Here is a 25,752-nt window from a genome sequence, read left to right on the forward strand (position 1 = left end):
CTTTCCCTAACCCGAGCCGGAGTAGGACAGGTGGATATGCTGGACGTCGAGACCCTTCACCCGAGCCTGCTGAGCGCCGCCGACGTGGCGCTGTGGCGGAGCCTCGCCACCGATCAGGCGGGTTTTGGCAACCCCCTGCTGGGCCCCGATTTCGCGCAAGCCGTTGGAAAGGTTCGTGAAGATGCACGGATCGCGCTGGTGCGGCGCGACGGCCAGACCCAAGGCTTCCTGGCCTATCACCGTCGCCCCGGTGGCCTGGCGCGGCCGATCGGCTCGCCGCTGTCGGACTATCACGGCCTGGTGGCCCGTCCCGATGCGGGACTTGATCTGGCACAGGTGCTGCGCGCCGCCGACGTCTCGGTGTTCCGCTACACCGGCCTGATCGATCCGAACGGCGTCTTCCCGGCCTCGCCCGAGACCGACCGCACCGCCTATGTCATCGACCTGGCCGAGACGTCCGCCGAGGACTATCTCGAGGCCGTCCGGGCCGCGAGCCCCAAGAAGATCAAGAACTACCGGCGCCTGGACAACAAGCTGGACCGCGAGGTCGGACCGGTGCGCCTGGTGGCCGGCGACGTCAGCCGTGAGGCGTTCAACCAACTAATCGACTGGAAGCGCGAGCAGCTGCTGCGTACCGGCATGCACGATTTCCTGCGCGCCGACTGGACGCGTGAGCTGATGGCCGACCTGTTCTCGGCCCGAGACAGCGACTTCCGCGGCCTGATGATCAACCTCTATGCCGGCGACACGCTGGTCGGCGGTCACTTCGGCATCCGCCAGGGCGCGACCTATCACCCGTGGCTGGCTTCGATGAACCCCGAGCACGCCGCCTGGTCGCCGGGGCAGATCTTCTTCCTGCGCGCCATCGCCGCCATGCCGGGGCTGGGCCTGACCCGCTATGACCTCGGTCCCGGCCACGACCACTACAAGCGCTCCTATGCCCTGAAGAGCGTCACGATCGGTGAGGGGGCCGCGACGGCCTCCAGCATCGGCGGGCGCGTGGCGTCGTCGATGGAGAGCGTCTGGAGCATGGCCGGCGCGCACGGCGCGGGGCCGGTCGGCCAGCTGCGCCGGCGGATGGACGCTATCGCCAGCAGCGAGCTGACCATGTCCGGCCGCGTGCGCGACTTCGTCGAGGCCGTGGCCTCGAAGGCGCAGCGCCGTGGCGGAGAGCATCCGGAGGCCTGATGGCGCGCATCACGATCATGATCCCAACCCAACGACGTCTCGACGGCCTGGCCGTCGCGGCGCGTTCGGTGTTCGGCCAGACCGGCGTCGACCGCGCCGAGCTGGAGCTGGTGATCGTCGACAACGACCAGGTCCCGTCGGCCAAGCCGGTCGCCGACGACCTGGCCAAGGCCGCGCCGTTCCCGGTGATCTATGTCAACGAAAAGCGCCCTGGCGTCGCCTTCGCCCGCAACGCCGGCATGGCCCGCGCCTCGGGCGAGCTGATCGCCTTCCTGGACGACGACGAGGAAGCCCCGGCCGGCTGGCTGGCCGCGCTGCTGGCCGCCCAGGCGCGCTTCGACGCCGACGTGGTGTTCGGCCCCGTGCGGACGCGGGCGCCGGACCACGTCGTCGACCATCGCGACTATCTCGAGCGCTTCTTCTCGCGCGTCGGCCCGGCCGAGGCGGGGCTGCTCGATCATCACTACGGCTGCGGCGACAGCCTGATCCGCCGCGCGGCTTTGCCGGATCCCGTTTCGCCGTTCAGTGTCGAGCGCAACCACATCGGCGGCGAGGACGACCTGCTGTTCGGCCACATGGGCGCGGCCGGGGCGCGGTTCGCCTGGGAGCCGGCGGCCTGGGTCTGGGAAGAGCCCGTGCTGTCGCGCCTGAACCTGCGCTACACGATCGCCCGCGCCTTCGCCTATGGCCAGGGCCCGACTTCGCACTGCGCCGCCGCCATCCCGCGCGACAATGCCGGCGTCGCCCGCTGGATGGTCATCGGCCTGGGCCAGGCCGCCGTGTTCGGCGTGGTGGCTGGCTTCAAGTGGCTGACCCGCGCCAAGGACCGCGCCGAATGGCTGGACCGCGCCGCGCGGGGTCTGGGCAAGACCTTCTGGTGGGGCCCCTTCAAGATCCAATTCTACGGGAGGACCGCATGAGCGTGATCACCGACTGGACGGCGGACAAGGCGAAAGCCTTCGGCCGTGAGAACCTGATGTTCAAGCACGCCCTGCATGAGCGTCCGATGTTCGACGACGAGGGCTTGGCGCGCCTGCTGGACCTCTATCCGCGCGACAAGCTGGGCGTCTTCACCATGGGCGAGGACCCCAAGGCCTGGACGTCGTGGCGCAAGGGCTCGGCCGGCAATCTGACCGGCGACCAGCTGCTGGAGGGGGCCAAGACCGGCCGGATCTGGCTGAACCTGCGCCAGACCAACGACCACGTGCCGGAATACGCCGCGCTGAGCGATGAGATCTTCGCCGATAAGGAGACCCACGTCCCCGGCCTGAAGACCTTCAAGCGCGACGTCGGCATGCTGATCTCCAGCGCCAACGCCCAGGTCTTCTATCACCTCGACGTGCCGCTGGTGTCGCTGTGGCAGATCCGCGGCGAGAAGAAGGTCTGGGTCTATCCGGTGGCCGACCCGTACGTGGGCGACCTGGCGCTAGAGAAGATCGTGCTGCGCGAGACCGCCGAGCAGTTCGCCTTCGAGCCCGAATGGGACAAGGGCGCCCAGGCCGTCGACCTGACGCCGGGCAACATGGTCACCTGGAAGCAGAACGCCCCGCACCGGATCGAGAACGGCCCGATGCTGAACGTCTCGATCTCGATCGAATTCATGACCCCGCCGGCCCTGATGCGGGCCAATGTCATCTATGCCAACGGCGTGCTGCGCCGGCGCATGGGCATGAGCCCGCGCGTGCAGAACGGCTTTGGCCCCACGGCGCTGGGCAAGCTGGCCGTCGCCCGCGGCGCCAAGGCCCTGGGCCTGCAGACGCCGCATGTGCGCCACCTGCCGGTCACCTTCGGCCTGGATGCCGCGCGACCGGGCGTTTTGATCGACCAAGCGCACGGCTGATCTTGAAGGGCGCCGCGCTTTGCCCCACTGCTTAGGTGATGAGTAAAGCGGTTACGATCGAACTGGGAGAGGGCGCCGAGCACGACGCCCGGGCCCTGCGCAACGCGTTCGGATGCTTCACGACCGGGGTGACCGTGGTCACGACCGTCTGCGAGGACGGGCGCAAGGTCGGGCTGACGGCCAATTCCTTCACCTCGGTGTCGCTGGACCCGCCGCTGGCGCTGGTCTGCGTCGACCTGAAGTCCTCCAGCCTGCCGGCCCTGGACGCGGCCGGCCGCTGGGCGGTCAATGTGCTGCACGCCGAGCACCAGGCCCTGGCCCGCCAGTTCGTCCAGAAGGACACCGACCGCTTCGCCGGCATCGATACCGAGATCTGGCGGACGGGCGTGCCGATCCTGCCCGGCTGCATGGCCAATTTCGAGTGCGAGACGCACCACGTCTTCGACGCCGGCGACCACCGGGTCTATGTCGGACGGGTCGTGAAACTGCGCTACGACCCGGACCACGAACCGCTGGTCTACCTGCAGGGCAGGTTCCGACGCGTCCACGTCGACGCTGAGTAGAATTTCGCGCGATACTGCGTGAACCTTGGATGCTATTGACGCCAAAAAACAGCGTTAGGGAGCGTATCATGCGAGACATCGCCCATTTCGTGAACGGTCAGGCCCTGACTGGTTCCTCCGGCCGCTTCGGCGACGTCTTCAATCCCAACACCGGCGAGGTCCAGGCCCGCATGCAGCTGGCGACCGACGCCGAGCTGGACGCCGCCGTCCGGGCCGCCGCCGCCGCTCAAATTGGTTGGGCCGCCACCAACCCGCAGCGCCGCGCCCGGGTGATGTTCGAGTTCAAGCGCCTGATCGAGCGCGACATGAACAGCTTGGCCGAAATCCTGTCGTCCGAGCACGGCAAGGTCATCGCCGACAGCAAGGGCGACATCCAGCGCGGCCTGGAAGTCATCGAGTTCGCCTGCGGCATTCCCCACATTCTCAAGGGCGAGTACACGGAAGGCGCTGGTCCCGGCATCGACGTCTATTCGATGCGCCAGCCGCTAGGCGTCTGCGCGGGCATCACCCCGTTCAACTTCCCGGCCATGATCCCGATGTGGATGTTCGGCATCAGCATCGCGGTGGGCAATACCTTCATCCTCAAGCCGTCGGAGAAGGATCCGACCGTGCCGGTGAAACTGGCCGAGCTGATGATGGAAGCCGGCGCGCCAGCCGGCGTGCTGAACGTGATCCACGGCGACAAGAGCGCCGTCGACGCCATTCTGACCCATCCGGACATCAAGGCCGTCAGCTTCGTCGGCAGCTCCGACATCGCTCACTATGTCTACCAGACGGGCACGGCGCACGGGAAACGCGTCCAGGCCATGGGCGGCGCCAAGAACCACGGCATCGTCCTGCCCGACGCCGACCTCGACCAGGTCGTGAAGGACCTGTCGGGCGCGGCCTTCGGTTCGGCCGGCGAGCGCTGCATGGCCCTGCCGGTCGTCGTGCCCGTGGGCAAGAACACTGCCGACGAACTGCGCGAGCGCATGATCGCCGAGATCGGCACGCTGAAGGTCGGCATCTCCACCGACACCGACGCCCACTACGGCCCGGTCGTCTCCAGCCAGCACCGCGCCAAGATCGCCGACTACATCCGCATCGGCCAGGAAGAGGGCGCCGAGCTGGTCGTCGACGGCCGCGACTTCAGCCTGCAGGGCTACGAGAAGGGCTTCTTCATCGGCCCGTCGCTGTTCGACGGCGTCAAGAAGGGCATGAAGACCTATCAGGAGGAGATCTTCGGCCCGGTGCTGCAGATCGTCCGCGCCGAGAGCTTCGAGGAAGCCATGGCCCTGCCGTCCGAGCATCAGTACGGCAACGGCGTCGCCATCTTCACCCGCAACGGCCGCGCGGCCCGCGAGTTCGCCGCCCGGGTGAACGTCGGCATGGTTGGCATCAACGTGCCGATCCCGGTGCCGGTGGCCTATCACACCTTCGGCGGCTGGAAGCGCAGCGCGTTCGGCGACACCAACCAGCACGGCGTCGAGGGCGTGAAGTTCTACACCAAGGTCAAGACGGTGACCGCCCGCTGGCCGGAAGGCGACGTGGGTGACTCGAGCTTCGTCATCCCGACGATGAAATAGCCTTCAGGGGGCGGTGATGAGCAGTCTGGTTCGACGATCCTTCCTGTCCATCGCCGCCGCCGGGCTTCTGGCCCCGACTGCGTGGGCGCAGACAAAAGCCGAGTGGGCGGCCATCGGCCAGTACGGCGACAAGGCCGCGCCGTTCACCGTCTTCGAGCAGGACAGCGCGCTGTACATCGATGGCGAGGGCTTCAAGTCCGCGCGGCTGACGCCCTCGGGCGGTGGTCGCTACGCCATCGCGGGCGGCGGTGAGCTGGTGCTGGAGAAGGGCGCGGTGCGCCTGAACGGCAAGGCCCTGGCCTTCCACGACTTCGGGGCCGAGACCCGCGACCGCATCCACAAGGCTGTCCGCGCGGATCCTGTGGCGCTGCGCAAGCGCGCCCTGGCCGCGACGCCGCCGGTCGAGACCGATCGCCTGCCGTCCGACCTCGTCGACGTCACGACCATCGATCCGGGCATCAAGCTCGACATCTGGTACGCCACGCCCGACAACTTCATGGGCATCCCGCTGTACGAGAAGCCGGCGGCCTACATGCAGCGCCCCGCCGCCGAGGCGCTGGGGCGGATCCACAAGGCGCTGGCGGCCAAGGGCTATGGCCTGTTGATCCACGACGCCTATCGCCCCTGGTACGTGACCTGGATGTTCTGGGACGCCACCCCGCCCGAGGACCATGTCTTCGTCGCCGACCCGGCCCAGGGCTCGCGCCACAACCGCGGCTGCGCGGTGGACCTGACGCTGTACGATCTCAGGACCGGCAAGGCCGTCGAGATGCCCGGCCGTTACGACGAGTTCTCGACCCGGTCCTATGCCGACTTCGTGGGCGGCACGACGGCGCAGCGACACCGCCGCGCGATCCTGCGCCAGGCGATGGAGGCCGAGGCCTTCGATGTCTATCCCGAGGAGTGGTGGCACTTCGACTACCGGGACTACCGGCGCTATCCGATCGGGACGAAGACGTTCACGGAGTTGGCGGGCGGGGCCTAGCCGATGCTCGCCGCGCTGCTGATGTCCGCCGTCGTCGCCAACTGTCCGGTCGAGCAGGCGCGATACGTCTTGCGCACCGAACCGACGGTGGTCGCGCGGTTCATGAAGGTGGAAAGCGGCGCGGGCTGGCCACAGGGCTTGGCGCTGCGCGTCGACTTCCACGGTGGCCACGAGTGGTTCCTGCCCTGGAATGGCGGCGCGGATGGCCGGCAGAACGTGTCGTCGACCCTGGATCCGACCCAGCCCGGCTGGACGCCGCCCAGCCCCGACGGCGGGCCAAGGCCGCTGGGCGATTTCGAATATATCGGCCTGGATGCGACCTACCGCTTGCTGGAGGCCGCTCCGAAGCGCGGCGAGCCAGCGCCCGCGCACTTCCTGCTGCCGCATCTGGACGACGCCCTGCGGCATCCGCATGGCGATCGCCCACGCGACAGCCTTCCCCGGCAGTTCTTCGACCTGGTCGGGTGCGGCTAGGTCTCCCAGGCGAACTCGACGACCGCCCAGCCGTAGGAGCGGATCCGCCAGCGGTCGCCGTCACGCACCTGCACGAAGGTCCAGCCGCCCAGCTCCTTGAACGGCGCGCCGTCACGGACGCCGACCCAGCGGGTGGGCAGGGTGAAGTGGACGGTGTCGCCGGTGACCCCGAAGTCGTTCGGCCGCTCGAAGGTGTGGTGCAGGTCGCCGATCGCGCCGACGTGCTTGGCCATCAGGGCTTTCCATTGGGCCAGGCCAGTCTGGCCGTTGAAGACGTGCGGCGGGAAGTTCTCGAGGATGGTGACGTCGCCGTCGCAGAACACGCCGTCCAGCAGAGCCTCGTCGCCGGTTTCGAGGAACCGGGCGAGGGCCTCGGGGCCGGCCATCATGGCGGGGTCGAATGCGGACATGGGGGAACTCCGTGGGGCCGAAACCTCGCCCTTCGACAGGCTCAGGGTGAGGTTTCTACTCGAACACGGCGCTAAAAGTAGTCCTCACCCTGAGCCCGTCGAAGGGCGAGGGCGGTCCCGCAGGCGGTTCAGCATGGCCAACGCACCCCGCGTTGCCGCGCCGAACTTGGTGTTGTCGAAGACGCACCAGGTTTCGGGCTCCTCGACCAGCCGCACCGCCAGCGCTTCCAGCACCTCGGGCGGATAGGCGCTCTCGTAGATCACCGGTGAGCCATGCCAGCGGCGATAGACGAGGCCGCTCCAGCCGCCGGGCTCGGCCGCCTGCGGGACCACGGCCGGATCAGCGGCGACTCTCGCGACCCGGAAGTCGGTCAGCATCCGCTCAGGCTCGGCCGCGAACCAGCTGGCATGCCTCGGCTCCAGCACCGTCGGCGCGTTGGTGAACCGCCGCCAGGTCGCGAGGAACGCCCCGACCCGCTCGGCCTCGAACCTCAGGCTCGGCGGCAGTTGCACCAGCAGTGGCCCACGCTTGCCGCCCAGCCCGTCGGTCTCGTCCAGGAACCGCGCCAGCAGGTCATCGACCCCGACCAGCCGCCGCTCGTGGGTGATCGCCTGCGGGACCTTCACCGCGAACCGGAAGTCCGCCGGCGTGCTGGCCGCCCAGCGCTCATAAGTCTTCCGCTGATGCGGCCGATAGAAGGAGCTGTTGATCTCCACGCAGTCGAACCGCGCCGCGTAGCGCTCCAGCCCCGTGCCCTCGACCGGGAAGTCGAGGTCGCGGGGGAAGCTCCAACCGGCCGTGCCGATGCGGATGGTCATGCACCGATTAGCGCATGAGTTCGTGTCAAGTTCAGCCTCGCGGCTTCCAAGTCAGGACTTCCGCGCTGTGGCCCACCCCGACCTTGGCGCACATCGCCTTGACCGGACACGCCCCGCACTTGGGGCCTTCGTGCGGGCACAGCATCTGGCCCAGGCCGCGTTTCATCAGCCAATGCAGCTCGAACAGGTCGTCGGCCGTCCACGTATCCGGCGCCAGGCCCATGAGCGTGTGATAGGTGTGGGTCGTATCGCCGGCGCCCACCAGACCTATGCGCTTGGCGACGCGGTCGATATGGGTGTCGACCACCAGGGCCCGCATCGCCAGGTCGCTTAAGTTCAGCACGCAGGCGGCGACCTTGACGCCCACGCCGGGCAGGGCCTGCAGTTCCCAGCGCGCCTGATCGACCTCGAGGGTCTTGAGGTAGCTCAGGGACAGCCAGCCGACCTTGGCCTCGATCATCTTCAGGGCGGTGGTCAAGTGCCGGGCCTTGTCGCCGGGGAAGGTGACGTCGTCGATGATCCGGGCCACGGCGGCGACCGGCGCGCGGGCCAAGTCCTCCCAGCACTTGAACTCGGCCCGCAGGCGCAGGAAGGCGGCCCACGAGACCGCGTCCTGGGTGCGGCCGCTGATCGAGGCCTTCACCAGTTGCGAGATCGGGTCCATCCGCGCGACCGGCCGCTGGGCGCCGAACTCGCAGAGCAGGGCGTCACGCACGCTTTCCAGCGGGGATCGGGCCAGGCCTAGGGACAGCTGCATGGGAACTCGCCGCGCAAGAACATAATGAGAACATTATGCCGCGCGGATCGACTTGTCCACAGCGTGTGGGTTAACGCCGGTAGCGACCCCAGAGCGCCGTCACCCGGCGGCGCAGGCGCTGGAAGGCCACGCGCACGGGCGTCGGGGCTGGATGCGGGTCAGGACGCTCTTCCTCGGGCAGCGCGACGCCGGCGAAGCGGGCGATCAGGTCGCGCAGCTGCGGCTCCTGGACGGCGAGGGCGGCCTCGACCGGGGTCATCCATTCCAGGGTGCGCTGGCCCTTCTCGGGCCAGGCGTCGAGCTGGCTGGTGATGTGCAGCGGGAAGACGTCGACCTTCACCAGCCGCGCCGCGCCGCTCTTCAGCTTCTTGAGATACTCGTATTCGCCGATCGCTTGCTCGGCGATCACGCCGACCAGCCCGGCTTCCTCATAGGCCTCGGTGGCGGCGGCCTGGAAGTCGGTCTTGTCCTTCATCGGCCAGCCCTTGGGGATCACCCAGCGGCGGGTCTCGCGGGAGGAGACCAGCAGGATGCGCAAGGCGTCGCCCTCGCCGCGCCAGGGCAGGGCGGCGACCTGGCGGCGCTTGCCGCCGCCGCCTCCGGACTTGCGTCCCTCCTGCTTCCCCCCAACGTCGGTCACTTCATCCAGAACCCTAGGTAGTAGAACAGCGCCGCTGTGAGAGCCGCCGCCGGAAGGGTGACGATCCAGGCCGTGACGATGTCCTTGGCGACGCCCCAGCGAACCGCCGAGACTCGGCGCGAGGCGCCGACGCCGACAATAGCGCCTGTGATCGTGTGAGTCGTCGAGACCGGAACACCCACATGGGTCGCCAAAAACAGCGTGATCGCGCCGCCGGTCTCCGCGCAGAAGCCCTGCATCGGGGTCAGGCGGGTGATCTTGCTGCCCATGGTATGGACGATGCGCCAGCCGCCGAACAGCGTGCCCAGACCCATCGCCGTCTGGCAGGCCAGCACCACCCAGAACGGGATGTGGCCCGGCTGGTCGGTGGCGCCGTGGGCGAACAGCAGGGCGGCGATGATGCCCATGGTCTTCTGCGCATCATTGCCGCCGTGACCCAGGCTGTACATCGCGGCCGAGACGAACTGCAGCTTGCGGAAGATGCGGTCGGCGAAGAACGGCGAGCTCTTCACGAAGGTCCACGACACGACCAGCACCAGGACGAGCGCCAGCAGGAAGCCCAGGGTCGGCGAGACGATGATGCCAGCGGCGGTCTTGCCCAGGCCCGCCCACTGGATGGCGCCGATGCCGCCGACCTTGGCGATGGACGCGCCGACCAAGCCGCCGATCAGGGCGTGCGAACTGGACGACGGGATGCCCGCCCACCAGGTCAGCAGGTTCCAGCTGATCGCGCCCATCAGCGCCGCGAAGATCAGGCGGTCGCTGATCACGTGCGGGTCGACGATGCCCGAGCCGACCATCTTGGCCACGTGCAGGCCAAAGAACAGGAAGGCGATGAAGTTGAAGAACGCCGCCCAGATCACCGCCCACTTGGCCGACAGCACTCTTGTAGAGACGATGGTGGCGATCGAGTTGGCGGCGTCGTGCAGGCCGTTCAGGAAGTCGAACGCCAGGGCGACGACGACCAGGAAGACCAGGATGATGAACGTGGGATCCACGGCGATCAGACCTGTTCGACGACGATGCCGCTGATGCGGTTGGCCACATCCTCGAAGCGGTCCATGACCTTTTCCAGGTGGCTGTAGATGTCGACGCCGACGATGAAGGCCATCGGGTCGCCCTGGCGGTTGGCCAGGAACAGCGCCTTGCGGCCTTCGTCGTACATGACGTCCGACTGTTCCTCGATCTCGGTGATGCGCACCGCGATCTCGCTGAGCTTCTGCGCGTTCAGACGCATCTTGGGCAGCAGGGCGACGGCTTCTTCCGTCAGCTTGGCGGCCTCGACGATGATGCGGGTCATCTCGCGCATCTGCGGCTCGAAGCTCTTCACCTCGAACAGGTTCACGACCTTGGCGGTCTTGCGCATCTGGTCGATGGCGTCGTCCAGCGAGGTGGTCAGGCTCTGGATGTCGCTGCGGTCGAACGGGGTGATGAAGCTGCGGCGCACGGCGACCATCACCTGGCGGGTGACCTCGTCGGCCTCGTCTTCGTATTGGTAGACCCGCGCGCTGGCGGCCTCGACGGCGTCGCCGCCGGCGGTCATGTCGTGCAGAGCCTGCGCCCCGGCGACCAGGGTCCGCGCATGGGCGGAGAACAGGTCGAAGAAGGCGTCTTCCTTCGGCATGACGGCCTTGAACAAGCCCAGCATCAGCGTCTTTCCTTGCTGCGAAATGGCGGTCGTCCGTGGACGGATCGCGCGCGGCGCACCGGAACCACGGAAGGATTTGCCCGTCAAATCCTATCTGTGAAACTTATGTGACAGTCCTCGCGCGAACGGCGCCGTTAGGGCAGGATCGCTGCAACCTTGAGGACCGGAGTACGTCATGGCCTTCACGCTCAGCATCAATGGCGAGACCAAGTCAGCGGATGTCGACGGCGACACGCCGCTGCTGTGGGTGCTGCGCGACACGCTGGGCCTCGTCGGCGCCAAGTTCGGCTGCGGCGCGGCTCTGTGCGGGGCTTGCACGGTGCACCTGGACGGCGCGCCGGTCCGGGCCTGCATCACGCCGGTCGAGAGCGTGGGCAAGAAAAAGGTCACCACCATCGAGGGCGTCGGCAAGTCGCCGGTGGGCAAGCGGGTGCAGGAGGCCTGGAAGGCCATCGACGTGCCGCAGTGCGGCTACTGCCAGGCCGGCCAGATCATGTCGGCCACGGCCCTGCTGACCGAGAAGCCCAAGCCGACCGACGAGGACATCGACGCGGCGATGAACGGCAACCTGTGCCGCTGCGCGACCTACATCCGCATCAAGAAGGCGATCAAGGTCGCCGCCGGCCAGGAGCAGGCGTGATGGACGGCGAGATCCTGCGCGACCCGACCCGCCGCTTCGTGCTCACGAGCGGCGCGGCCACCGGCGGCGGCCTGCTGCTCAGCTTCACCATGGCGACCGAGGGCAGCGCCGCCGGCGCGACCCAGGTCAACGCCTATGTCCGTATCGGGCCCGACAGCAAGGTGACCATCGCCTCGAAGGTCCCGGAGGTGGGGCAGGGCATCAAGACCTCGCTGCCGATGCTGATCGCCGAGGAACTGGACGTCGAGTGGTCTGCCGTGATGGTCGAGCAGGCCATCGCCGACACCAAGATCTATGGCCGCCAGGTCGCCGGTGGCAGCATGGCCACGACGCTGGAGTATGACGGCCTGCGGCGGGTCGGGGCCACGGTCCGCGCGCTGCTGATCCAGGCGGCCGCGACACGCTGGAATGTGCCGGTCGACAGCTGCAAGACCGAACCGGGCTTCGTTGTCTCCGGCAGCCGCCGCGCGGCCTATGGCGAACTGGTCGAGGCCGCCGCCAAGCTGCCGGCCCCCGATCCCAAGACCCTAACCCTGAAGGACCCCAAGGCCTTCCGGATCATCGGCCAGAGCCACAAGAGCCAGAACCTCGACGCCATCATCACGGGCAAGCCGCTGTATGGCATCGACACCCGCGTGCCGGGCATGCTGTTCGCCACCTTCGCCAAGGCGCCGGTGTTCGGGGCCAAGGTCGCATCGGTGGACCTCGCGCCGGCCAAGGCGGTCAAGGGCGTCAAGGACGCCTTCGTGATCGAGGGCGGGACCAATCTGCAAGGCCTGCTGCCCGGCGTGGCGGTGGTCGCCACCAGCTGGTGGGCGGCGCGCAAGGGCCGCGAGGCGCTCGAGATCAAGTGGGCCGACCACCCGACCTCGACCCAGAGCAGCGCCGCCTTCGCCGCCAAGGCCGCCGAGCTGGCCAAGGCCCCGCCGCAGCGCGTCGACCGCGCCGACGGCGATGTCGATGCGGCCCTCAAGGGCGCGGCCAAGACGGTCAGCGCCGCCTACAGCTACCCGTTCATCGCCCACGCGCCGCTGGAGCCGCAGAACTGCACCGCGTCGGTCAAGGACGGGAAGGTCGAGATCTGGGCCCCGACCCAGAACCCCGAGCCTGGCCGCAAGTTGGTTGCGGCGGCCCTGAACGTGCCGGAAGACGCCATCACCATCCACCTGGTCCGTGGCGGCGGCGGTTTCGGCCGGCGGCTGAACAACGACTACATGGTCGAGGCCGCCGCCATCGCCGCCAAGGCCGGCGTCCCGGTCCAGCTGATCTGGACCCGCGAGGACGACATCCAGCACGACTTCTACCGTCCCGGCGGCTGGCACAACCTGACCGCCGGCCTGGACGCCGCGGGCAAGGTCGTGGCCTGGAACGACCACTTCGTCAGCTTCGGCGAGGGCGACAAGTTCGCGCCCAGCTGCGGTTTCAACGCCACCCAGTTTCCGTGCCGGGCGCTCGACAACTACCGCATCCAGGTCTCGGTGATGCCGCTGGGCGCGCCGACCGGGCCGCTGCGCGCGCCGGGCAACAACGCCTTCGGCTTCGTGCTGCAGAGTTTCACCGACGAGGTGGCCCTGGCCGCCGGCAAGGATCCGATCGCCTTCCGCCGCGAACTGCTGGGCGAGCCGCGCCTGCTGGGCGCCGCGACCGAGCGTGACAGCTTCCACACCGGCCGCATGCGCGGCGTGCTCGACCTCGTCGCAGAGAAGTCCGGTTGGGGGCGCAAGCTGCCGGCCGGGACGGGGATGGGCGTGGCCTGCCACTACAGCCACATGGGCTATGTGGCGGTGGTGCTCCAGGTGACGGTCAAGGACGGCTCGCTGAAGATCGACAAGGCCTGGACCGCCGTCGACTGCGGCCGCCAGATCATCAACCCCAAGGGCGCCGAGCAGCAGGTGCAGGGCTCGATCCTGGACGCGGTCGGCGCGGCCCTGGCCCAGGAGATCACCTTCGAGGGCGGGGCGACGACCCAGAGCAACTTCGGCGACTTCCCGCTGCTGCGCATGGCCGACGCCTTCGACGTCGAGGTCCACTACAGCCTGTCGGACAACAACCCGACGGGCCTGGGCGAGCCAGCCTATCCGCCGGCCCCGGCGGCGCTGTGCAACGCCATCTTCGCGGCCACGGGCAAGCGCATCCGGTCCTTGCCGGTGGGGGACCAACTGGCCTAGGACCGGAGGGTATTCTCTAGCAGGGCTCTTCCATGTCGCAGGTCACCGTCGTCAGCCACCCGCTCGTCCAGCACAAGCTGACCAAGATGCGCGACAAGCAGACCTCGACGAAGACCTTCCGCGCCCTGATGCGCGAGGTCGCGACCCTGATCTGCTACGAGATCACCCGCGACCTGCCGATGGATCCCGTTGAGATCGAGACCCCGGTCGCCCCGACCACGGCCTATGAGATCGCCGGCAAGAAGCTGGTCTTCGCCCCGATCCTGCGCGCGGGTCTGGGGATGTGCGACGGCATGCTGGACCTGGTCCCGTCGGCCCGCGTGGCCCACATCGGCCTCTATCGCGACCACGAGACGCTGGAGGCGGTCGAATACTACTTCAAGGCTCCGGAGGACATCGCCGGCCGCCTGGTCATCGTGGTCGACCCGATGCTGGCCACCGGCCACTCGGCCATCGCCGCCATCGCCCGCCTGAAGGCCGCCGGCGTCACCAACCTGCGCTTCGTCTGCCTGCTGGCCGCCCAGCCCGGCGTCGACGCCCTGCAAGCCGCTCACCCCGACGTGCCGATCTGGACGGCGGCGGTGGACGCCAAGCTGAACGAGCACGGCTACATCGTGCCGGGCCTGGGCGACGCGGGCGATCGGACGTTCGGCACGCGCTGACCTTGATTGCCGCATGAAATGACGCCATATTCGTCATTCTGAGTGGCAATGACAAAAGGGCATCGCCATGGGCTTGGCCAAATACGCCGACGACGGCTTCTTCGCCCCGCGCAAGATCGCGGACGTCTTTCGCACGACCAGCGAGGAAGTGGCGCGCACGGCGGGGCTGGGCCGGGACGCGGTCCAGCGCCAGGAGCGCTCGCGCTCGGCCAAGACCCAGCGCCGCCTGCGCGAGATGGTCGAGGTCATTAACAAAGTCGAGCCGCGCTTTGGCTCGGAGCTGATCGCCTACGCCTGGTATCGGTCCGAGCCGCTGACTGGCTTCTCCGGGCAGACGGCGATGCAGCTGGTCCGTGAGGGACGCATCGACGAGGTGCTGGACTATGTCGACGCCGTCGACGCCGGCGTCCACGCCTGACCCTAGATGTATCGCGGGCTGCTCTATCGCGCCTTGAACCCGATCTATGCCCGTGAGCCGTTGTCCGGTCGCGGCGCGCAGCTCTACGGCGGCCGGTTCAACGCCAAGGGCACGCCGGCGCTCTACGCGTCCCTGAGCGTCATGACGGCGCTGCGTGAGGCCAATCAGGTCGGGTCGTTGCAGCCGACGACGCTGGTTTCCTACGACGCCGAGATCGAGCGGGTGTTCGACACCCGCGATGCGACGGCCTTGGCTTCCGAGGGCATGGATGATGACAGTTTGGCCGATGCCGGCTGGCGCGATCAGATGAAGACGCACGGGGAGGCCGGAACCCAGGCCTTCGCGCGACGTCTGGTCGAAGCCGGATATCACGGCCTGCTGGTCAGGAGCTTCGCGCGCGGCGCCAGGGCCGACGACCTGAACCTGGTCTTGTTCGCCTGGGGCGGAGGGCCGCCGGCGCGCCTGACCCTGATCGACGACGAGAAGCGGCTGGCCTAGTTCGGCAGCGCCTTCACGAACGCCTTCACCACGGTCGCGGAGTTGTCCGAGGCCAGCGCCATGAAGGTCCCCATCTCGTTGGCGCCCGCGCCGCCGCCGGCCAGGTCCGACAGGCTGCGGAAGGCGATGAACGGGGTCTTGTTGACCAGGGCCACGTGCGCGACGGCGGCGCTCTCCATGTCGACCACGCGGGCCTCGAAGGTCGCGCGCAGATATTTGCGGTAGGCGGCGTTGTCGAGGAAGACCGGGGCCGAGACGCCCTTGCCGCCCACGACGACCTTGGGCGGATGAACCAGGCACTTGTCGGCGGCGCAACGCTGCAGAGCGACCTGGGCGGCGACCTTGCGGGCGGTGTCCAGCAGCATCGGATCGGCCGGGAACCAGACGCGGGCAGGCGCGCCTAGCGCATCGCCGGGCAGGACGATCCCGCGCGGATAGATCATGCCGTAGTTGGCCAGGTCGCTGTTGCGGATGAACGACTGGACCTCGAAGCCCTTGTCGGTCTCGCGGGCGAAGGCGCTTTCCAGGTTCTGGGCCCACTGGTCGGCGACCACGACGTCGCCGATGTCCAGGCTCTCGTCGACGCCGCCGGCGATGCCCGAGAAGACGATGCGGGTGATGTTGAAGCGGTCCAGCGCCATCTGGGTGGTCATGGCCGCGTTGACCATCGACACGCCGCTCAGGAACACCACGACCGGCTTGCCTTCCAGCTGGCCGGTGGTGAACTGCACGCCGTTCACGTCATAGGCCTTCTGCTGGCTGGTCGCCGCGTTCAGGGCGCCGATCTCGGGCGGGAAGGCCGAGATCACGGCCACGCGCGGAGTGTCGTCCAGGCGCTGGGCCATCGCAGGCGAGGCGATCAGGAACAGGCAGGCCAGGACGAGGGCGGGCAGGCGCATGACGACTCCTTCAGAGGCCACGCCTGATTAGCGGGACCGTGGCGCGGACCCAAGCACCTTGGGCGGAAAGCGCCGAAACCGCAGAACGTGGTTTGACGCCTTAACCATCTTGAGCTTCAACCGCTCGAACGGCGTGCAGAGTCGAACACGAGTCCAGGCCATCGATGTCCAAGAGCGTACCGTTGATCTACGTCGCCGATGACGACGAGCCGACGCTGGAGCTGATCGAGACGTTCCTGGCCCGCGACGGGCTGGAAGTGGTCAGCTTTCCCGACGCCGGCCGGCTGATCGCGGCCCTCGCGACCCGGCGGCCAGACGCCATCCTGCTGGACGTGAGGATCCCGGGCCTGAGCGGCCTGGACGCGCTGAAGTCCATCAAGGAATCGGCCCATGCCGACATCCCGGTGCTGATGCTGACCGGCGACGGGCGTTTCGACCGCATCGTCCAGGCCATGCAGCTGGGCGCCAAGGGTTATGTGATGAAGCCGTTCGATGGCCCCAAGCTGGTCAGCGAAGTCCGCGCGATGCTGAAGTAGCTAGCCGACCAGGCCCCTGAACCAGGCCACGACCTCGTTGCACCAGGCCAGGAAGTTCTCGAACAAGCTGACTGGTTTCGGCGGCTCTGGCGGCTTGATCACGACCGGTACGAACCAGCTAGGCGCGGCCGGCGGGGCGCAGTTCATCCGCATGCCGACGCCCTTGAGATAGCCGCGCCGCACGCCGCCGGATGCGATGGCCTTGGCGATCGCCTTGTCGTGTTTGGCCGCGCCGGTCAGCTTGCGGATCCAGCTGCGGAACGGCAGCACATCCCGGGTCGTGTCGCGCACGCCCGAGACGCCCACGCTGTAGGCGGCGTCGGCGACCTTCTTGCCCTTCGAGCGGCTATCAGGCGGCGGGGCTTCGTCCAGATCGGGGCCCAGCGCCGCGTCCAGCCGCCCGACCTCGGCGGCGATCGGCTCGCAGCGGTCCAGGCCCGTCATGTCGTAGGGATCGGCGACCGCGCGCTGCAGCACCGCCGGGATGCTCTTCTGCTTGAGGTTCAGGTCCTCCAGCGGCGCGGTGGCGGCGTCCCGGAAGGTGTCGTGCTGCTGCATCGTGCCCGGATCGGTCTGGGCGACGGCCGGGCTGGCGAGGGCGACGATCAGGAGGGCAGGGATCACGCGCATCACGGCCTCCGCACCACCTGGCCGCCCTTCATGACGAAGACGACGTCGCGGGTCGCCTCGATCGCCTGGGTCGGGTCGCCCTGGACGGCGACGATGTCGGCCAGGTAGCCGGGCTTCAACTGGCCCAGGTCGTTGGCGCGGCCCAGCACCTTGGCGTCGACGGCGGTGGCGGCCAGCAGGGCCTGGGCGGGCGTCATGCCCTCCTTGACCAGCCAGACCAGCTCGCGGGCGTTGTCGCCGTGCTTGAAGACCCCGACATCGCTGCCCATGCCGATGATGACGCCGTTCTTCACGGCCAGCTTGAAGGCGCGGTCGGCATTGGCCATGGCGGCCGTCGGCGGCGTCTTGCCGGCGACATAGCCGCCGAAATAGGTCGAGGTGCTCTCGACCGCCGTCAGGGTGGGGAAGAACACCACGCCCTTCTCGGCCATCAGCTTGAAGGTCGCGTCGCTGCCGCCATAGCCATGCTCGATGGTGTCGACGCCGGCCAGCACCGCCCGGCGCATGCCCTCGTCGCTGGAGGCGTGGGCGGCGACCGGCCGGCCGCTGGAATGGGCCGCATCGACCAGGGCCTTGAGCTCCTCGGTCGAGAAGGTCGGCTGGGTCGAGCCGTCGGGGCCGATGCGATAGTCGGCATAGACCTTGATCCAGTCGGCCCCGGCGCCGGCCTGTTCGCGCACGGCCTTGACCACTTCGGCGACGCCGCTCGCCTCCTGGGCGCCTTGGGGCAGCTCGGCCTCGGGATTGTAGTTCTTGCGCGCCGGGCCATACGAGCCGGTGGCCACGATCGCATTGGTCGCCACGAACAGGCGCGGGCCGGGGATCAGGCCGTCATTGATCGCCTTGCGCAGCGGCACGTCGGCCGCGCCGACGCCTTCGGTGCCGAGATCGCGCAGGGTGGTGAAGCCCGCCGCCAGCGTCGCCTTGGCCTGCACCGCCGCCCGTAGCGTGCGGTAGATCGGCGTCTCCTTCAGCACCTGATCGTCCCACAGGGTCTCGTTGTAGGGATGCAGGAAGAGGTGGCTGTGTAGGTCCATCAGACCCGGGATCACGGTCGCGCCAGGCAGGTCGACGACCTCCGCGCCCGTCGCGTCGGCTTGTGACGCCACTTGGGCGACCGGACCCACGGCGGCGATCTTGCCGTCCTTGACCAGCACCGCCCAGCCTTCGCGGGCCGGGCCCGCGTTCTCGGCGGTCCAGACGCGAGCCGGCTTCAGCAGGATCGGCTGCGCGGCCGTGGCAAGGCCAGGGCTCAGGATCAGGGTGAGGGCGGTAAGCAGGCGGCGCATGATCGACTCGACGGTTGGACGCCCAGCTAAGCCGAAAAGGCCTCAACCACCAAAGCGCAGATGGATCAGCGGATAGGGCCGGCCCTGGCCGTCGGTCGCCGACCAGCCGGTGCGCTCAAAGCCCATGTGTTCGTAGAAGCCGACAGCCTGCGCGTTCTGCTCGTTGACGTCGGTGGTCAGCATCGGATGAACGGCCAGGGCGTAGTCGATCATGATCGCGCCGACGCCGGCGCCGCGATGCTCGGGATCGATGAACAACGCCTCCATGTGACCGGCCTCGATCAGCATGAAGCCCAGAGCGCGGTCGCGGTCGTCAACCGCCAGAGTCAGGGACGCGTACGGCAGGAAGTTTTCGACCTCGGCGCCGATCGCGGCGCGGTCCTCTTGTGTCAGAAAGTCATGGGTCGCATCGACGGCGGCGGCCCAGATCTCGACGACACGCGGGCCGTCTTCGGGGCGGGAAGGGCGAAGCCTGATCATCGGCGGGATCTAGCCCGCCGCAGCGTCCCGCGCCAGCCGGGCGCAGACCTCGGCGGTGTGGGCGTCGGCCGGGAAGGCGCACTCGATCCGCAGCTCGTCCAGCGTCACGTCGCGCGGCGCGGCGAAGGTGGTGATGGTCTCGAAGAACCGCAGCTCGCCGAGATCGCTGCGGAAAACCAGGTTCAGCACCGGCGCGGGCTCTTCCTCCACGTCACGGAAACGCCAGCGGGCGGGCACGTCGGGATAGGCCAAAACCTCGTCCAGCAAGGCCTGGGCGGTCGTGTCGAGCGGCGCGGCGGCGATGTCGGCGTGCAGGTGGCGCAGGAATTTCTGGGCGACCTCGGGCCAGTTGACGATGACGGCGCGAAAGTCGTCGGGGTCGAACACCTGGCGCAGCAGGTTGGTATGCGGGCTCTGCTTGCCGCGCATCAGCAGGGCGTTGATCCGCTGGGCGGCGGTGTTGGCCATCAGCACGTCGAAGTGGCGATTGATGACGAAGGCCGGGTAGGGCTCCTGGTGGGCGATAATCAACTCGATCGCCTCGCGCATCCGTTCCAGGGCCGGGGTGACCAGGGTGTTTTCCGAGAACTGCGGGGCGTAGCCGGCGGCCAGCAGCAGGGCGTTGCGCTCGCGCAGCGGCATGTCCAGGGCATCGGCCAGGCGGGCCAGGGTCTCGCGGCTGGGTTGGGCCTTGCCGGTCTCGACGCACGACAGGTGGCGGGTCGAGACGCCGGTGTCCAACGACAGGTCCAGCTGGCTGAGCCGCCGCGCCGCGCGCCACTCGCGCAACAGCACCCCGACTGGCGGATGGGACTTCCGGGCCTGGCTGGACTTCATGCGCGCTCCCTAGCCGTCGTTCGCCGACGGAACCATGACCCCGGAGGTCATGGTGATCTTGTCGCGCTGAGAGCGCTAGTCGTCGCAAATGGGTGGATCGGTCGCTGCTGACATGTACGGGCTCGACACCTTCCAATCTCGCGACAGGAGACGGAGCGTGCGCTTGGAAAAGATCGACCTCAAGACGGCGCTTCCCGCCCTCTACAACGCCCCGCGCGGGCGGTTCGTGATCGTCGACGTGCCGCCGATGAACTATCTGGCCGTCGAGGGCGAGGGAGATCCCAATACCGCGCCTGCCTATGCCGCCGCCGTCGAGACCCTATACGCGGCGTCCTACACCCTGAAGTTCATGGCCAAGGCCGCGATGGGCCGCGACTACGTCGTGCCGCCGCTGGAAGGGCTGTGGTGGGCCGACGACATGGACGACTTCGTCGTGCGACGGAAGGATCGCTGGCGGTGGCGCATGATGATCGCCACGCCGGACTTCGTCGACGAGCCGGTCGCCATGCGGGCGGTGGAGAAAGCCCGGGCCAAGGGCAAGGCGCTGGAGGGCATAGCCTTCGAGCGCCTCGATGAAGGCCGGTCGGTCCAGGCCCTGCATGTCGGTTCATACGACGAGGAGGGCCCGGCGCTGGAGGCCCTGCACAAGCGGTTCCTGCCCGACAACGGCCTGGTCCCAGCCGGGCGGCACCACGAGATCTATTTCAACGACCCTCGCAAGACCCCGGCGGAGAAGCTGAGGACGCTGCTCCGCCAGCCGGTCCAGGCGATCGCCTAGATTTCCTGGTTGTACTTGCCGACGCGGTCGCCCAGGCGCGGCTTCACTTCCTGGCGGAAGAGGGCGCGCATGTCGTCCTCGGACTGGGTGCTCTCGACGACGACCACGACCTCGGGCTTGTTGGACGAGGCGCGGACCAGGACCCACGAGCCGTCTTCCAGGTGGACGCGCACGCCGTTGACGGTGATCACCTCGGTGATCTTGCGGCCCAGGATCGAACCGCCGGCGGCGAACAGGTCCTGGTATTCCTTCACAACGTCATCGACGACGCCGTACTTCACCTCGTCGCCGCACTTGGGGCTCATAGTCAGCGAGGTGAAAGCCACCGGCAGGGCCTTGCGCATGTCCGACAGCTTCACGCCCGGATTGCGGTCCAGCATGGCCAGGATGGCGGCGGCGGCGGTCAGGCCACAGTCGTAGCCGTAGCCCAGCTCGCCGTTCATGAAAAAGTGGCCGCTCTTCTCGAAGCCGGCCAGGGCGCCCAGCTCGGCGCTCTTGCGCTTGATGTAGCTGTGGCCGGTCTTCCAGTAGATCACCTTGCAGCCATGCTGCTGCAGGATCGGGTCGGTGGCGTAGAGACCCGTCGACTTGACGTCCACGACGAAGGTCGCGCCGGGGTTCAGCGGTGCCAGGTCGCGGGCCAGCATCAGGCCGATCTTGTCGGCGAAGATCTCCTCGCCCTCGTCGTCCACCACGCCGCAGCGGTCGCCGTCGCCGTCGAAGCCGAAGGCCAGGTCCGCGCCGGTCTCACGCACGGTGTGCGCCATGGCGTGCAGCATCTCGGCGTCTTCGGGATTGGGATTGTACTTGGGGAAGGTGAAGTCGAGATCGGTGTCCATCGGCACCACCTCGGCCACGCCCATCTTCTGCAGGGCCTCGACCACGAAGGCGCCGGCCGTGCCGTTGCCGCAGGCGGCGACGACCTTCAGGGGACGAGTGATGCTGGCGCGCTTGGCGACGTCGTCGATATAGCGCTGGGCCTCGCCCTGGACGCGGATCAGCTTGCCGCCGTCGCGCTCGACAAATTCGGCGCCGAGCACGATCGCCTTCAGGCGGCTCATCTCGTCGGGGCCGAAGGTCAGGGGCTTCTGGGCGCCCATCTTCACGCCGGTCCAGCCGTTCTCGTTGTGGCTGGCGGTGACCATGGCCACGCACGGTATGTCGAGGTCGAACTGGGCGAAATAGGCGGTCGGCGACAAGGCCAGGCCGATGTCGTGGACTTCGCAGCCGGCGCTGATAAGGCCCAGGATCAGGGCGTTCTTGATCGAGGTCGAATAGGAGCGGAAGTCGTGGCCAACCACGATCTTCGACTGGCCCAGCTCGTGGATGTAGGTGCCCAGGCCCAGGCCCAGGGCCTGCACGCCCAGCAGGTTGATCTCAGGGCCAAACAGCCAGCGCGCGTCGTACTCGCGGAACCCGGTCGCCTTGACCAGCGGTTCGTTTTCATACGCGGCGGTATTCGCAACGAGATCGGCGCGGGGCGCGGAGAACATCGAAAGCTCGCTTCAGTTGAGACGGTGTGGCTTTAGCCGTGCGAGGACCGCGCGACTAGCGCGTTCGCATGACAAAGTTCGGTAAAATCGAATGTGACTTAGATCACGCCGGCGCGAAGCAGGTCGTGAACATGCAGTATGCCGACCGGCTTGCCAGCCTCGACCACGAACAGCACGGTGATCCGGCGGTCGTTCATGATCTTCAGGGCCTCGGCCGCAAGGGCGCCCGGCGTGATGGTCTGCGGGGCCTTGGTCATGACCTCGCCAGCCGTGTGGGTCAGCAGGCCGTCCATATGCCGGCGCAGGTCGCCGTCGGTGATCATGCCGGCCAGGGCGCCGTCGCCATCGACCACGCCGACCGCGCCGAAACGCTTCTCGCTCATGACCAGCAGGGCGTCGGGCATCGGCGCGTCCAGGCCGATCAGCGGCAGCTCGCCGTCGTCATGCATCAGGTCGCCGACCGTGCGCAGCATGGCGCCCAGCTTGCCGCCGGGGTGGAAGACGCGGAAGTCGCTGGCCGTGAAGCCGCGCCGCTCCAGCAGGGCCACCGCCAGCGCGTCGCCCAGGGCGATCTGCAGGGTGGTGGAGGTGGTCGGGGCGTTGACCTCGGCCGTGGCTTCCGGCGCGTCCGGCAGCAGCAGCAGGATGTCGGCGGCCTTGCCCAGCGGGCTGTCGGCCACCGCGGTCATGGCGACCAGCGGAATTGAGAAGCGCTTGGCGTAGGCCAGGGTGTCGGAGAGCTCGCGTCCCGCGCCAGACTTCGACAACGCCAGGATCACGTCGTCCGGGCCGATCATGCCGAGGTCGCCATGGCTGGCCTCGGCGGGGTGAACGAACATGGCCGACGTTCCGGTCGAGGCCAGGGTGGCGGCGATCTTGCGGGCCACGTGGCCGGACTTGCCCATGCCGGTGCAGACGACCCGGCCCTTGGCGTCGAACACGGTCTCGATCGCGCGGACGAAGGTCTCGTCCAGCGACTCGGCCAGGGTGTTGAGGGCCTCGGCCTCGGTGCTCAGCACGCGACGGCCGACGGCGACGGCGTCGAAGCTGCTCATTGCGGGGCCTGGTCCGGGAACTGGCTGGCGGCCTCGACGGCCTTCTTGGCGGCCTCGTCGCGACGCTGGGCGGCGTCCTTCTCGCGCTGGATCTTGGCCTTCATCTCGGGCGTCTGCTGAACCGGCGTGTGGCCGAACGGGCCCCAGGAGCGGTCGCCCTGGCCTTGTGGCCAGACGAGCGAAAAGGTGATGAGGGCCAGGGCGATAAGCCCCATCAGCGGCATGAAGATGCGATCAGGCATGGTCCGCCTATAGCACGGCCTTTGAGGCGGGGGAGAGGCGATCGCGGCATCCGTGCTTGACGCTGCGCCCGCCTGGCCTTAGCCCGCGCCCATACCTCCCCCATCTACAAGGAAGCCCGATGCCGACGCTTGTCCTGCTCCGCCATGGCCAGAGCCAGTGGAACCTGGAAAACCGCTTCACGGGCTGGGTCGACGTCGACCTGACCGCCGAGGGCGAGGCCCAGGCCAAGAAGGGCGGCGAGCTGATCGCGGCGGCCGGCATCCAGATCGACCACGCCTTCACCTCGGTGCAGACCCGCGCCATCCGCACGGGCAACCTGGCCCTGGACGCCGCCAAGCAGAGCTTCGTGCCGGTGACCAAGGACTGGCGCCTGAACGAGCGCCACTACGGCGGGCTGACGGGCCTGAACAAAGCCGAGACGGCCGAGAAGCACGGCGAGGCCCAGGTCACCATCTGGCGTCGCTCGTACGACGTGCCGCCGCCGGAACTGGCCCCGGGCGGCGAGTACGATTTCAGCAAGGACCGCCGCTACAAGGGCGCGGACCTGCCGTCGACCGAGAGCCTGGCCACCACCCTGGTCCGCGTGCTGCCGTACTGGGAGAGCGACATCGCGCCGCACCTGAAGGCCGGCGAGACCCTGCTGATCGCCGCCCACGGCAACTCGCTGCGCGCCATCGTCAAGCACCTGTTCAACGTGCCGGACGACAAGATCGTCGGCGTCGAGATTCCGACGGGCAATCCGCTGGTCATCGAGCTGGACGGCAACCTTAAGCCCACCGGTGCGCGTTATCTGGACGAGAGCCGCGCGGAGGCCCTGCCGCAGGTCGGTTAATTCCAATCGGCTTCATTCGAAGTCGTTGGAAATCCGGCGTTAATTTTGGTCTGCGCAAGGTGCTCCCTCATTCTGGGATTCCATGCGAGCCATGAGCGCCCCCGCGCCGACAACACAGGAATACAAGCGCCTGACGCAGTATGACGTTGACGTCATCTGCGCCAAGCACGACCGCCTGTGGTCGGCGCGGATGGGCGGCGCGCGCGCCGTGTTCGCCTTCTGCGATCTGTCGGGCCTGTCGATGACCGGCCGGAACCTGTGCGACGCCGACTTCACCGGCGCGATCATGGTTGGTTGCGACCTGCGCAAGACCAAGCTCGACAACGCCAACTGCTACGGCGCCGACATGCAGGGCGCGGACCTGACCGACGCTTCCCTGCGCCGCGCCGACCTGCGCGGCTCCAGCCTGCGCGGCGCCAACCTGACCGGCGCCGACATGTTCGAGGCCGACCTGCGCGAAGGCACGATCGCCGCCGCCGACCGCAAGGAAGGCTACAAGGTCATCGAGCTGACCCAGCGCGAGGCCTATGCCAGCGGGGCCAACCTGTCGGGCGCCAATCTGGAGCGCTCGCGCCTGTCGGGCATCGTGGCGACCAAGGCCGACTTCAGCGACGCGATCCTGAAGGACGCCAAGCTGGTCCGCGCCAACCTGAAGCAAGCCAATTTCAATGGGGCCAACCTGGCCGGCGCCGACCTGTCGGGCGCCAACTTGGCCGGGGCGGACCTGCGCAACACGGTGCTGGTCGGCGCCAAGACCATGTCTTGGAACGTCAACGACACCAACATGGAAGGCGCCCTGACCGACAAGCCGTCGGGCACCAGCGTCTCCGACCTGCCGTACGAGCAGATGATCGCCGACCACGCCAAGTGGATCGAGACTGGGGGCGGCGAGGGCAAGCCGTCGGTGTTCGACAAGGCCGATCTGCGCAACCTGCGTTCGATCCGCGGCTACAACCTGACGGCCCTCTCGGCCAAGGCGGCGGTGTTCTACGGCCTCGACATGGAAGGCGTGCAGATGCAGGGCGCCCAGCTGGAAGGGGCGGACCTGCGGGCCTGCAACCTGCGCCGAGCCGACCTGCGCGGCGCGCGGCTCAAGGGCGCCAAGCTGACGGGCTCGGACCTGCGCGACGCGCAACTGGGTCCCTTGCTGATCGCCGCCGACCGCACGCTGCCCTGCGATATGACAGGCGCTATTTTGGCTAATGCCGATTTCGCTCGAGCAGACCTGCGCCAGGCCCGCATGACGGGGGCCGACGTGTCGCGCGCCAACTTTACCGGAGCCCAGCTCAAGGACGTCGATCTGACGGGCGCGATCCGCTTGGCGGCCCGCGGACTGGACGACGTGATCTGAGAAATTTTCGCGACAAACGGACGCAGGCTTAACGGTTCGCTCGTCCCTTTCTCG

At 68.1% G+C, this 25,752-nt stretch carries 30 protein-coding genes; 16 read left to right on the top strand and 14 right to left on the bottom strand.

Annotated elements, in window-relative coordinates:
- Positions 1-36 precede the first annotated feature (36 nt).
- The 7 genes from AC1RR5_RS04345 (at position 37) to AC1RR5_RS04375 (ending at position 6,615) form a co-directional block, all read left to right on the top strand.
- On the top strand, positions 37-1,188 hold the full coding sequence (locus AC1RR5_RS04345; RefSeq protein ID WP_492920560.1) for a GNAT family N-acetyltransferase: 1,152 nt from the start codon (positions 37-39) through the stop codon (positions 1,186-1,188).
- Entirely contained in the window at positions 1,188-2,108 is a 921-nt protein-coding gene (locus AC1RR5_RS04350) for a glycosyltransferase family 2 protein (protein ID WP_492919876.1), read from the top strand. The genes AC1RR5_RS04345 and AC1RR5_RS04350 overlap by 1 nt, the downstream gene beginning before the upstream one ends.
- Positions 2,024-3,028: a hypothetical protein gene (locus AC1RR5_RS04355; protein ID WP_492919877.1), complete on the top strand. Its 1,005-nt coding sequence runs from the start codon at positions 2,024-2,026 to the stop codon at positions 3,026-3,028. Before AC1RR5_RS04350 ends, AC1RR5_RS04355 begins: the two co-directional genes overlap by 85 nt.
- Positions 3,029-3,066: 38 nt before the next feature.
- Positions 3,067-3,591 carry a flavin reductase family protein gene (locus AC1RR5_RS04360; protein ID WP_492919878.1) on the top strand — a complete coding sequence of 175 codons (525 nt, stop codon included), beginning with the start codon at positions 3,067-3,069 and terminating at the stop codon, positions 3,589-3,591.
- Positions 3,592-3,659: 68 nt separating this feature from the next.
- Entirely contained in the window at positions 3,660-5,156 is a 1,497-nt protein-coding gene (locus AC1RR5_RS04365) for a CoA-acylating methylmalonate-semialdehyde dehydrogenase (RefSeq protein ID WP_492919879.1), read from the top strand.
- A 16-nt stretch (positions 5,157-5,172) separates the two neighbouring features.
- Positions 5,173-6,141 carry a M15 family metallopeptidase gene (locus AC1RR5_RS04370; protein WP_492919880.1) on the top strand — a complete coding sequence of 323 codons (969 nt, stop codon included), beginning with the start codon at positions 5,173-5,175 and terminating at the stop codon, positions 6,139-6,141.
- Between the two features lie 3 nt (positions 6,142-6,144).
- Positions 6,145-6,615 carry a hypothetical protein gene (locus AC1RR5_RS04375; protein ID WP_492919881.1) on the top strand — a complete coding sequence of 157 codons (471 nt, stop codon included), beginning with the start codon at positions 6,145-6,147 and terminating at the stop codon, positions 6,613-6,615.
- Here the strand turns inward: AC1RR5_RS04375 and AC1RR5_RS04380 are convergent.
- From AC1RR5_RS04380 to AC1RR5_RS04405, 6 genes are all read right to left on the bottom strand, one after another.
- Positions 6,612-7,025, bottom strand: a complete 414-nt coding sequence (locus AC1RR5_RS04380) for a hypothetical protein (RefSeq protein WP_492919882.1) — start codon at positions 7,023-7,025, stop codon at positions 6,612-6,614. The genes AC1RR5_RS04375 and AC1RR5_RS04380 overlap by 4 nt on opposite strands.
- A gap of 84 nt (positions 7,026-7,109) precedes the next feature.
- Positions 7,110-7,844, bottom strand: coding sequence for a DUF72 domain-containing protein (locus AC1RR5_RS04385; protein WP_492919883.1), 735 nt, complete (start codon positions 7,842-7,844; stop codon positions 7,110-7,112).
- A gap of 31 nt (positions 7,845-7,875) precedes the next feature.
- Positions 7,876-8,601: an endonuclease III domain-containing protein gene (locus AC1RR5_RS04390; protein ID WP_492919884.1), complete on the bottom strand. Its 726-nt coding sequence runs from the start codon at positions 8,599-8,601 to the stop codon at positions 7,876-7,878.
- A gap of 70 nt (positions 8,602-8,671) precedes the next feature.
- On the bottom strand, positions 8,672-9,241 hold the full coding sequence (locus AC1RR5_RS04395) for an NUDIX hydrolase (protein WP_492919885.1): 570 nt from the start codon (positions 9,239-9,241) through the stop codon (positions 8,672-8,674).
- Complete coding sequence (locus tag AC1RR5_RS04400) at positions 9,238-10,239, bottom strand: inorganic phosphate transporter (RefSeq protein WP_492919886.1); 1,002 nt, start codon at positions 10,237-10,239, stop codon at positions 9,238-9,240. The genes AC1RR5_RS04395 and AC1RR5_RS04400 overlap by 4 nt, the downstream gene beginning before the upstream one ends.
- A gap of 5 nt (positions 10,240-10,244) precedes the next feature.
- Positions 10,245-10,889: a DUF47 domain-containing protein gene (locus tag AC1RR5_RS04405; RefSeq protein ID WP_492919887.1), complete on the bottom strand. Its 645-nt coding sequence runs from the start codon at positions 10,887-10,889 to the stop codon at positions 10,245-10,247.
- A 175-nt stretch (positions 10,890-11,064) separates the two neighbouring features.
- Between AC1RR5_RS04405 and AC1RR5_RS04410 the strand changes: the two genes are divergently transcribed.
- The 5 genes from AC1RR5_RS04410 to AC1RR5_RS04430 all read left to right on the top strand — a co-directional run bounded on the left by AC1RR5_RS04410 (position 11,065) and on the right by AC1RR5_RS04430 (position 15,275).
- On the top strand, positions 11,065-11,529 hold the full coding sequence (locus tag AC1RR5_RS04410; RefSeq protein ID WP_492919888.1) for a (2Fe-2S)-binding protein: 465 nt from the start codon (positions 11,065-11,067) through the stop codon (positions 11,527-11,529).
- Positions 11,529-13,697, top strand: coding sequence for a xanthine dehydrogenase family protein molybdopterin-binding subunit (locus tag AC1RR5_RS04415; RefSeq protein WP_492919889.1), 2,169 nt, complete (start codon positions 11,529-11,531; stop codon positions 13,695-13,697). The genes AC1RR5_RS04410 and AC1RR5_RS04415 overlap by 1 nt, the downstream gene beginning before the upstream one ends.
- A gap of 32 nt (positions 13,698-13,729) precedes the next feature.
- Entirely contained in the window at positions 13,730-14,359 is a 630-nt protein-coding gene (gene upp / locus AC1RR5_RS04420) for a uracil phosphoribosyltransferase (RefSeq protein WP_492919890.1), read from the top strand.
- A gap of 67 nt (positions 14,360-14,426) precedes the next feature.
- Positions 14,427-14,777 carry an MbcA/ParS/Xre antitoxin family protein gene (locus AC1RR5_RS04425; RefSeq protein ID WP_492919891.1) on the top strand — a complete coding sequence of 117 codons (351 nt, stop codon included), beginning with the start codon at positions 14,427-14,429 and terminating at the stop codon, positions 14,775-14,777.
- Positions 14,778-14,783: 6 nt separating this feature from the next.
- The gene (locus AC1RR5_RS04430) at positions 14,784-15,275 is read left to right on the top strand and encodes an RES family NAD+ phosphorylase (protein ID WP_492919892.1); all 492 of its coding nucleotides are present in this window, start codon (positions 14,784-14,786) and stop codon (positions 15,273-15,275) included.
- Here the strand turns inward: AC1RR5_RS04430 and AC1RR5_RS04435 are convergent.
- Entirely contained in the window at positions 15,272-16,174 is a 903-nt protein-coding gene (locus tag AC1RR5_RS04435; RefSeq protein WP_492919893.1) for a 5'-methylthioadenosine/S-adenosylhomocysteine nucleosidase, read from the bottom strand. The genes AC1RR5_RS04430 and AC1RR5_RS04435 overlap by 4 nt on opposite strands.
- 164 nt (positions 16,175-16,338) lie before the next feature.
- On the opposite strand from AC1RR5_RS04435, the gene AC1RR5_RS04440 reads away from it, so the two are divergent.
- Complete coding sequence (locus tag AC1RR5_RS04440; RefSeq protein WP_492919894.1) at positions 16,339-16,710, top strand: response regulator; 372 nt, start codon at positions 16,339-16,341, stop codon at positions 16,708-16,710.
- On the opposite strand, the gene AC1RR5_RS04445 is transcribed toward AC1RR5_RS04440, so the two are convergent.
- Genes AC1RR5_RS04445 through AC1RR5_RS04460 form a run of 4 tightly spaced genes read right to left on the bottom strand, consistent with a single transcriptional unit; the run spans position 16,711 to position 19,946 of the window.
- Positions 16,711-17,340, bottom strand: coding sequence for a hypothetical protein (locus AC1RR5_RS04445; protein ID WP_492919895.1), 630 nt, complete (start codon positions 17,338-17,340; stop codon positions 16,711-16,713).
- On the bottom strand, positions 17,340-18,629 hold the full coding sequence (locus tag AC1RR5_RS04450; RefSeq protein WP_492919896.1) for a metal-dependent hydrolase family protein: 1,290 nt from the start codon (positions 18,627-18,629) through the stop codon (positions 17,340-17,342). Before AC1RR5_RS04450 ends, AC1RR5_RS04445 begins: the two co-directional genes overlap by 1 nt.
- Before the next feature lie 42 nt (positions 18,630-18,671).
- Entirely contained in the window at positions 18,672-19,109 is a 438-nt protein-coding gene (locus tag AC1RR5_RS04455; protein WP_492919897.1) for an acetyltransferase, read from the bottom strand.
- 9 nt (positions 19,110-19,118) lie between these two features.
- Entirely contained in the window at positions 19,119-19,946 is an 828-nt protein-coding gene (locus AC1RR5_RS04460) for a helix-turn-helix domain-containing protein (protein ID WP_492919898.1), read from the bottom strand.
- A 157-nt stretch (positions 19,947-20,103) separates the two neighbouring features.
- Here AC1RR5_RS04460 and AC1RR5_RS04465 point away from each other — a divergent pair, with 157 nt between their 5' ends.
- Positions 20,104-20,724, top strand: a complete 621-nt coding sequence (locus tag AC1RR5_RS04465) for a GyrI-like domain-containing protein (protein WP_492919899.1) — start codon at positions 20,104-20,106, stop codon at positions 20,722-20,724.
- On the opposite strand, the gene AC1RR5_RS04470 is transcribed toward AC1RR5_RS04465, so the two are convergent.
- From AC1RR5_RS04470 to AC1RR5_RS04480, 3 genes are all read right to left on the bottom strand, one after another.
- Positions 20,721-22,217 (bottom strand): phosphomannomutase/phosphoglucomutase, encoded by a 1,497-nt coding sequence (locus AC1RR5_RS04470; protein ID WP_492919900.1) that lies wholly within the window; start codon positions 22,215-22,217, stop codon positions 20,721-20,723. The two genes, AC1RR5_RS04465 and AC1RR5_RS04470, sit on opposite strands and share 4 nt — an antisense overlap.
- A 98-nt stretch (positions 22,218-22,315) precedes the next feature.
- Positions 22,316-23,272, bottom strand: coding sequence for a KpsF/GutQ family sugar-phosphate isomerase (locus AC1RR5_RS04475; RefSeq protein ID WP_492919901.1), 957 nt, complete (start codon positions 23,270-23,272; stop codon positions 22,316-22,318).
- Positions 23,269-23,496, bottom strand: coding sequence for a hypothetical protein (locus AC1RR5_RS04480; protein ID WP_492920562.1), 228 nt, complete (start codon positions 23,494-23,496; stop codon positions 23,269-23,271). Before AC1RR5_RS04480 ends, AC1RR5_RS04475 begins: the two co-directional genes overlap by 4 nt.
- Positions 23,497-23,633: 137 nt before the next feature.
- Between AC1RR5_RS04480 and gpmA the strand changes: the two genes are divergently transcribed.
- Together gpmA and AC1RR5_RS04490 are read left to right on the top strand one after the other, a co-directional pair.
- A complete protein-coding gene (gene gpmA / locus AC1RR5_RS04485) occupies positions 23,634-24,347 on the top strand; it encodes a 2,3-diphosphoglycerate-dependent phosphoglycerate mutase (protein WP_492919902.1) in 714 nt (237 codons plus the stop codon).
- Between the two features lie 91 nt (positions 24,348-24,438).
- Positions 24,439-25,698 carry a pentapeptide repeat-containing protein gene (locus AC1RR5_RS04490; RefSeq protein WP_492919903.1) on the top strand — a complete coding sequence of 420 codons (1,260 nt, stop codon included), beginning with the start codon at positions 24,439-24,441 and terminating at the stop codon, positions 25,696-25,698.
- The last annotated feature ends 54 nt before the right edge of the window (positions 25,699-25,752 follow it).

Source organism: Caulobacter sp. GW821-FHT11E11 (assembly GCF_058808315.1).

Excerpts from the sequence above, each read along its gene's own strand:
- AC1RR5_RS04435 (WP_492919893.1), bottom strand. The coding sequence starts at position 16,174 with ATGCGCCTGCCCGCCCTCGTCCTGGCCTGCCTGTTCCTGATCGCCTCG.
- AC1RR5_RS04425 (WP_492919891.1), top strand. The coding sequence starts at position 14,427 with ATGGGCTTGGCCAAATACGCCGACGACGGCTTCTTCGCCCCGCGCAAG.
- AC1RR5_RS04355 (WP_492919877.1), top strand. The coding sequence starts at position 2,024 with ATGGCTGGACCGCGCCGCGCGGGGTCTGGGCAAGACCTTCTGGTGGGG.
- AC1RR5_RS04405 (WP_492919887.1), bottom strand. The coding sequence starts at position 10,889 with ATGCTGGGCTTGTTCAAGGCCGTCATGCCGAAGGAAGACGCCTTCTTC.
- AC1RR5_RS04345 (WP_492920560.1), top strand. The coding sequence starts at position 37 with ATGCTGGACGTCGAGACCCTTCACCCGAGCCTGCTGAGCGCCGCCGAC.
- AC1RR5_RS04450 (WP_492919896.1), bottom strand. The coding sequence starts at position 18,629 with ATGCGCCGCCTGCTTACCGCCCTCACCCTGATCCTGAGCCCTGGCCTT.
- AC1RR5_RS04445 (WP_492919895.1), bottom strand. The coding sequence starts at position 17,340 with ATGCGCGTGATCCCTGCCCTCCTGATCGTCGCCCTCGCCAGCCCGGCC.
- AC1RR5_RS04475 (WP_492919901.1), bottom strand. The coding sequence starts at position 23,272 with ATGAGCAGCTTCGACGCCGTCGCCGTCGGCCGTCGCGTGCTGAGCACC.
- upp (WP_492919890.1), top strand. The coding sequence starts at position 13,730 with ATGTCGCAGGTCACCGTCGTCAGCCACCCGCTCGTCCAGCACAAGCTG.
- AC1RR5_RS04380 (WP_492919882.1), bottom strand. The coding sequence starts at position 7,025 with ATGTCCGCATTCGACCCCGCCATGATGGCCGGCCCCGAGGCCCTCGCC.
- AC1RR5_RS04470 (WP_492919900.1), bottom strand. The coding sequence starts at position 22,217 with ATGTTCTCCGCGCCCCGCGCCGATCTCGTTGCGAATACCGCCGCGTAT.
- AC1RR5_RS04455 (WP_492919897.1), bottom strand. The coding sequence starts at position 19,109 with ATGATCAGGCTTCGCCCTTCCCGCCCCGAAGACGGCCCGCGTGTCGTC.
- AC1RR5_RS04415 (WP_492919889.1), top strand. The coding sequence starts at position 11,529 with ATGGACGGCGAGATCCTGCGCGACCCGACCCGCCGCTTCGTGCTCACG.
- AC1RR5_RS04430 (WP_492919892.1), top strand. The coding sequence starts at position 14,784 with ATGTATCGCGGGCTGCTCTATCGCGCCTTGAACCCGATCTATGCCCGT.
- AC1RR5_RS04390 (WP_492919884.1), bottom strand. The coding sequence starts at position 8,601 with ATGCAGCTGTCCCTAGGCCTGGCCCGATCCCCGCTGGAAAGCGTGCGT.
- AC1RR5_RS04490 (WP_492919903.1), top strand. The coding sequence starts at position 24,439 with ATGAGCGCCCCCGCGCCGACAACACAGGAATACAAGCGCCTGACGCAG.
- AC1RR5_RS04480 (WP_492920562.1), bottom strand. The coding sequence starts at position 23,496 with ATGCCGCTGATGGGGCTTATCGCCCTGGCCCTCATCACCTTTTCGCTC.
- AC1RR5_RS04350 (WP_492919876.1), top strand. The coding sequence starts at position 1,188 with ATGGCGCGCATCACGATCATGATCCCAACCCAACGACGTCTCGACGGC.
- AC1RR5_RS04410 (WP_492919888.1), top strand. The coding sequence starts at position 11,065 with ATGGCCTTCACGCTCAGCATCAATGGCGAGACCAAGTCAGCGGATGTC.
- AC1RR5_RS04460 (WP_492919898.1), bottom strand. The coding sequence starts at position 19,946 with ATGAAGTCCAGCCAGGCCCGGAAGTCCCATCCGCCAGTCGGGGTGCTG.
- AC1RR5_RS04365 (WP_492919879.1), top strand. The coding sequence starts at position 3,660 with ATGCGAGACATCGCCCATTTCGTGAACGGTCAGGCCCTGACTGGTTCC.
- AC1RR5_RS04385 (WP_492919883.1), bottom strand. The coding sequence starts at position 7,844 with ATGACCATCCGCATCGGCACGGCCGGTTGGAGCTTCCCCCGCGACCTC.
- AC1RR5_RS04360 (WP_492919878.1), top strand. The coding sequence starts at position 3,067 with ATGAGTAAAGCGGTTACGATCGAACTGGGAGAGGGCGCCGAGCACGAC.
- gpmA (WP_492919902.1), top strand. The coding sequence starts at position 23,634 with ATGCCGACGCTTGTCCTGCTCCGCCATGGCCAGAGCCAGTGGAACCTG.
- AC1RR5_RS04370 (WP_492919880.1), top strand. The coding sequence starts at position 5,173 with ATGAGCAGTCTGGTTCGACGATCCTTCCTGTCCATCGCCGCCGCCGGG.
- AC1RR5_RS04440 (WP_492919894.1), top strand. The coding sequence starts at position 16,339 with ATGTCCAAGAGCGTACCGTTGATCTACGTCGCCGATGACGACGAGCCG.
- AC1RR5_RS04375 (WP_492919881.1), top strand. The coding sequence starts at position 6,145 with ATGCTCGCCGCGCTGCTGATGTCCGCCGTCGTCGCCAACTGTCCGGTC.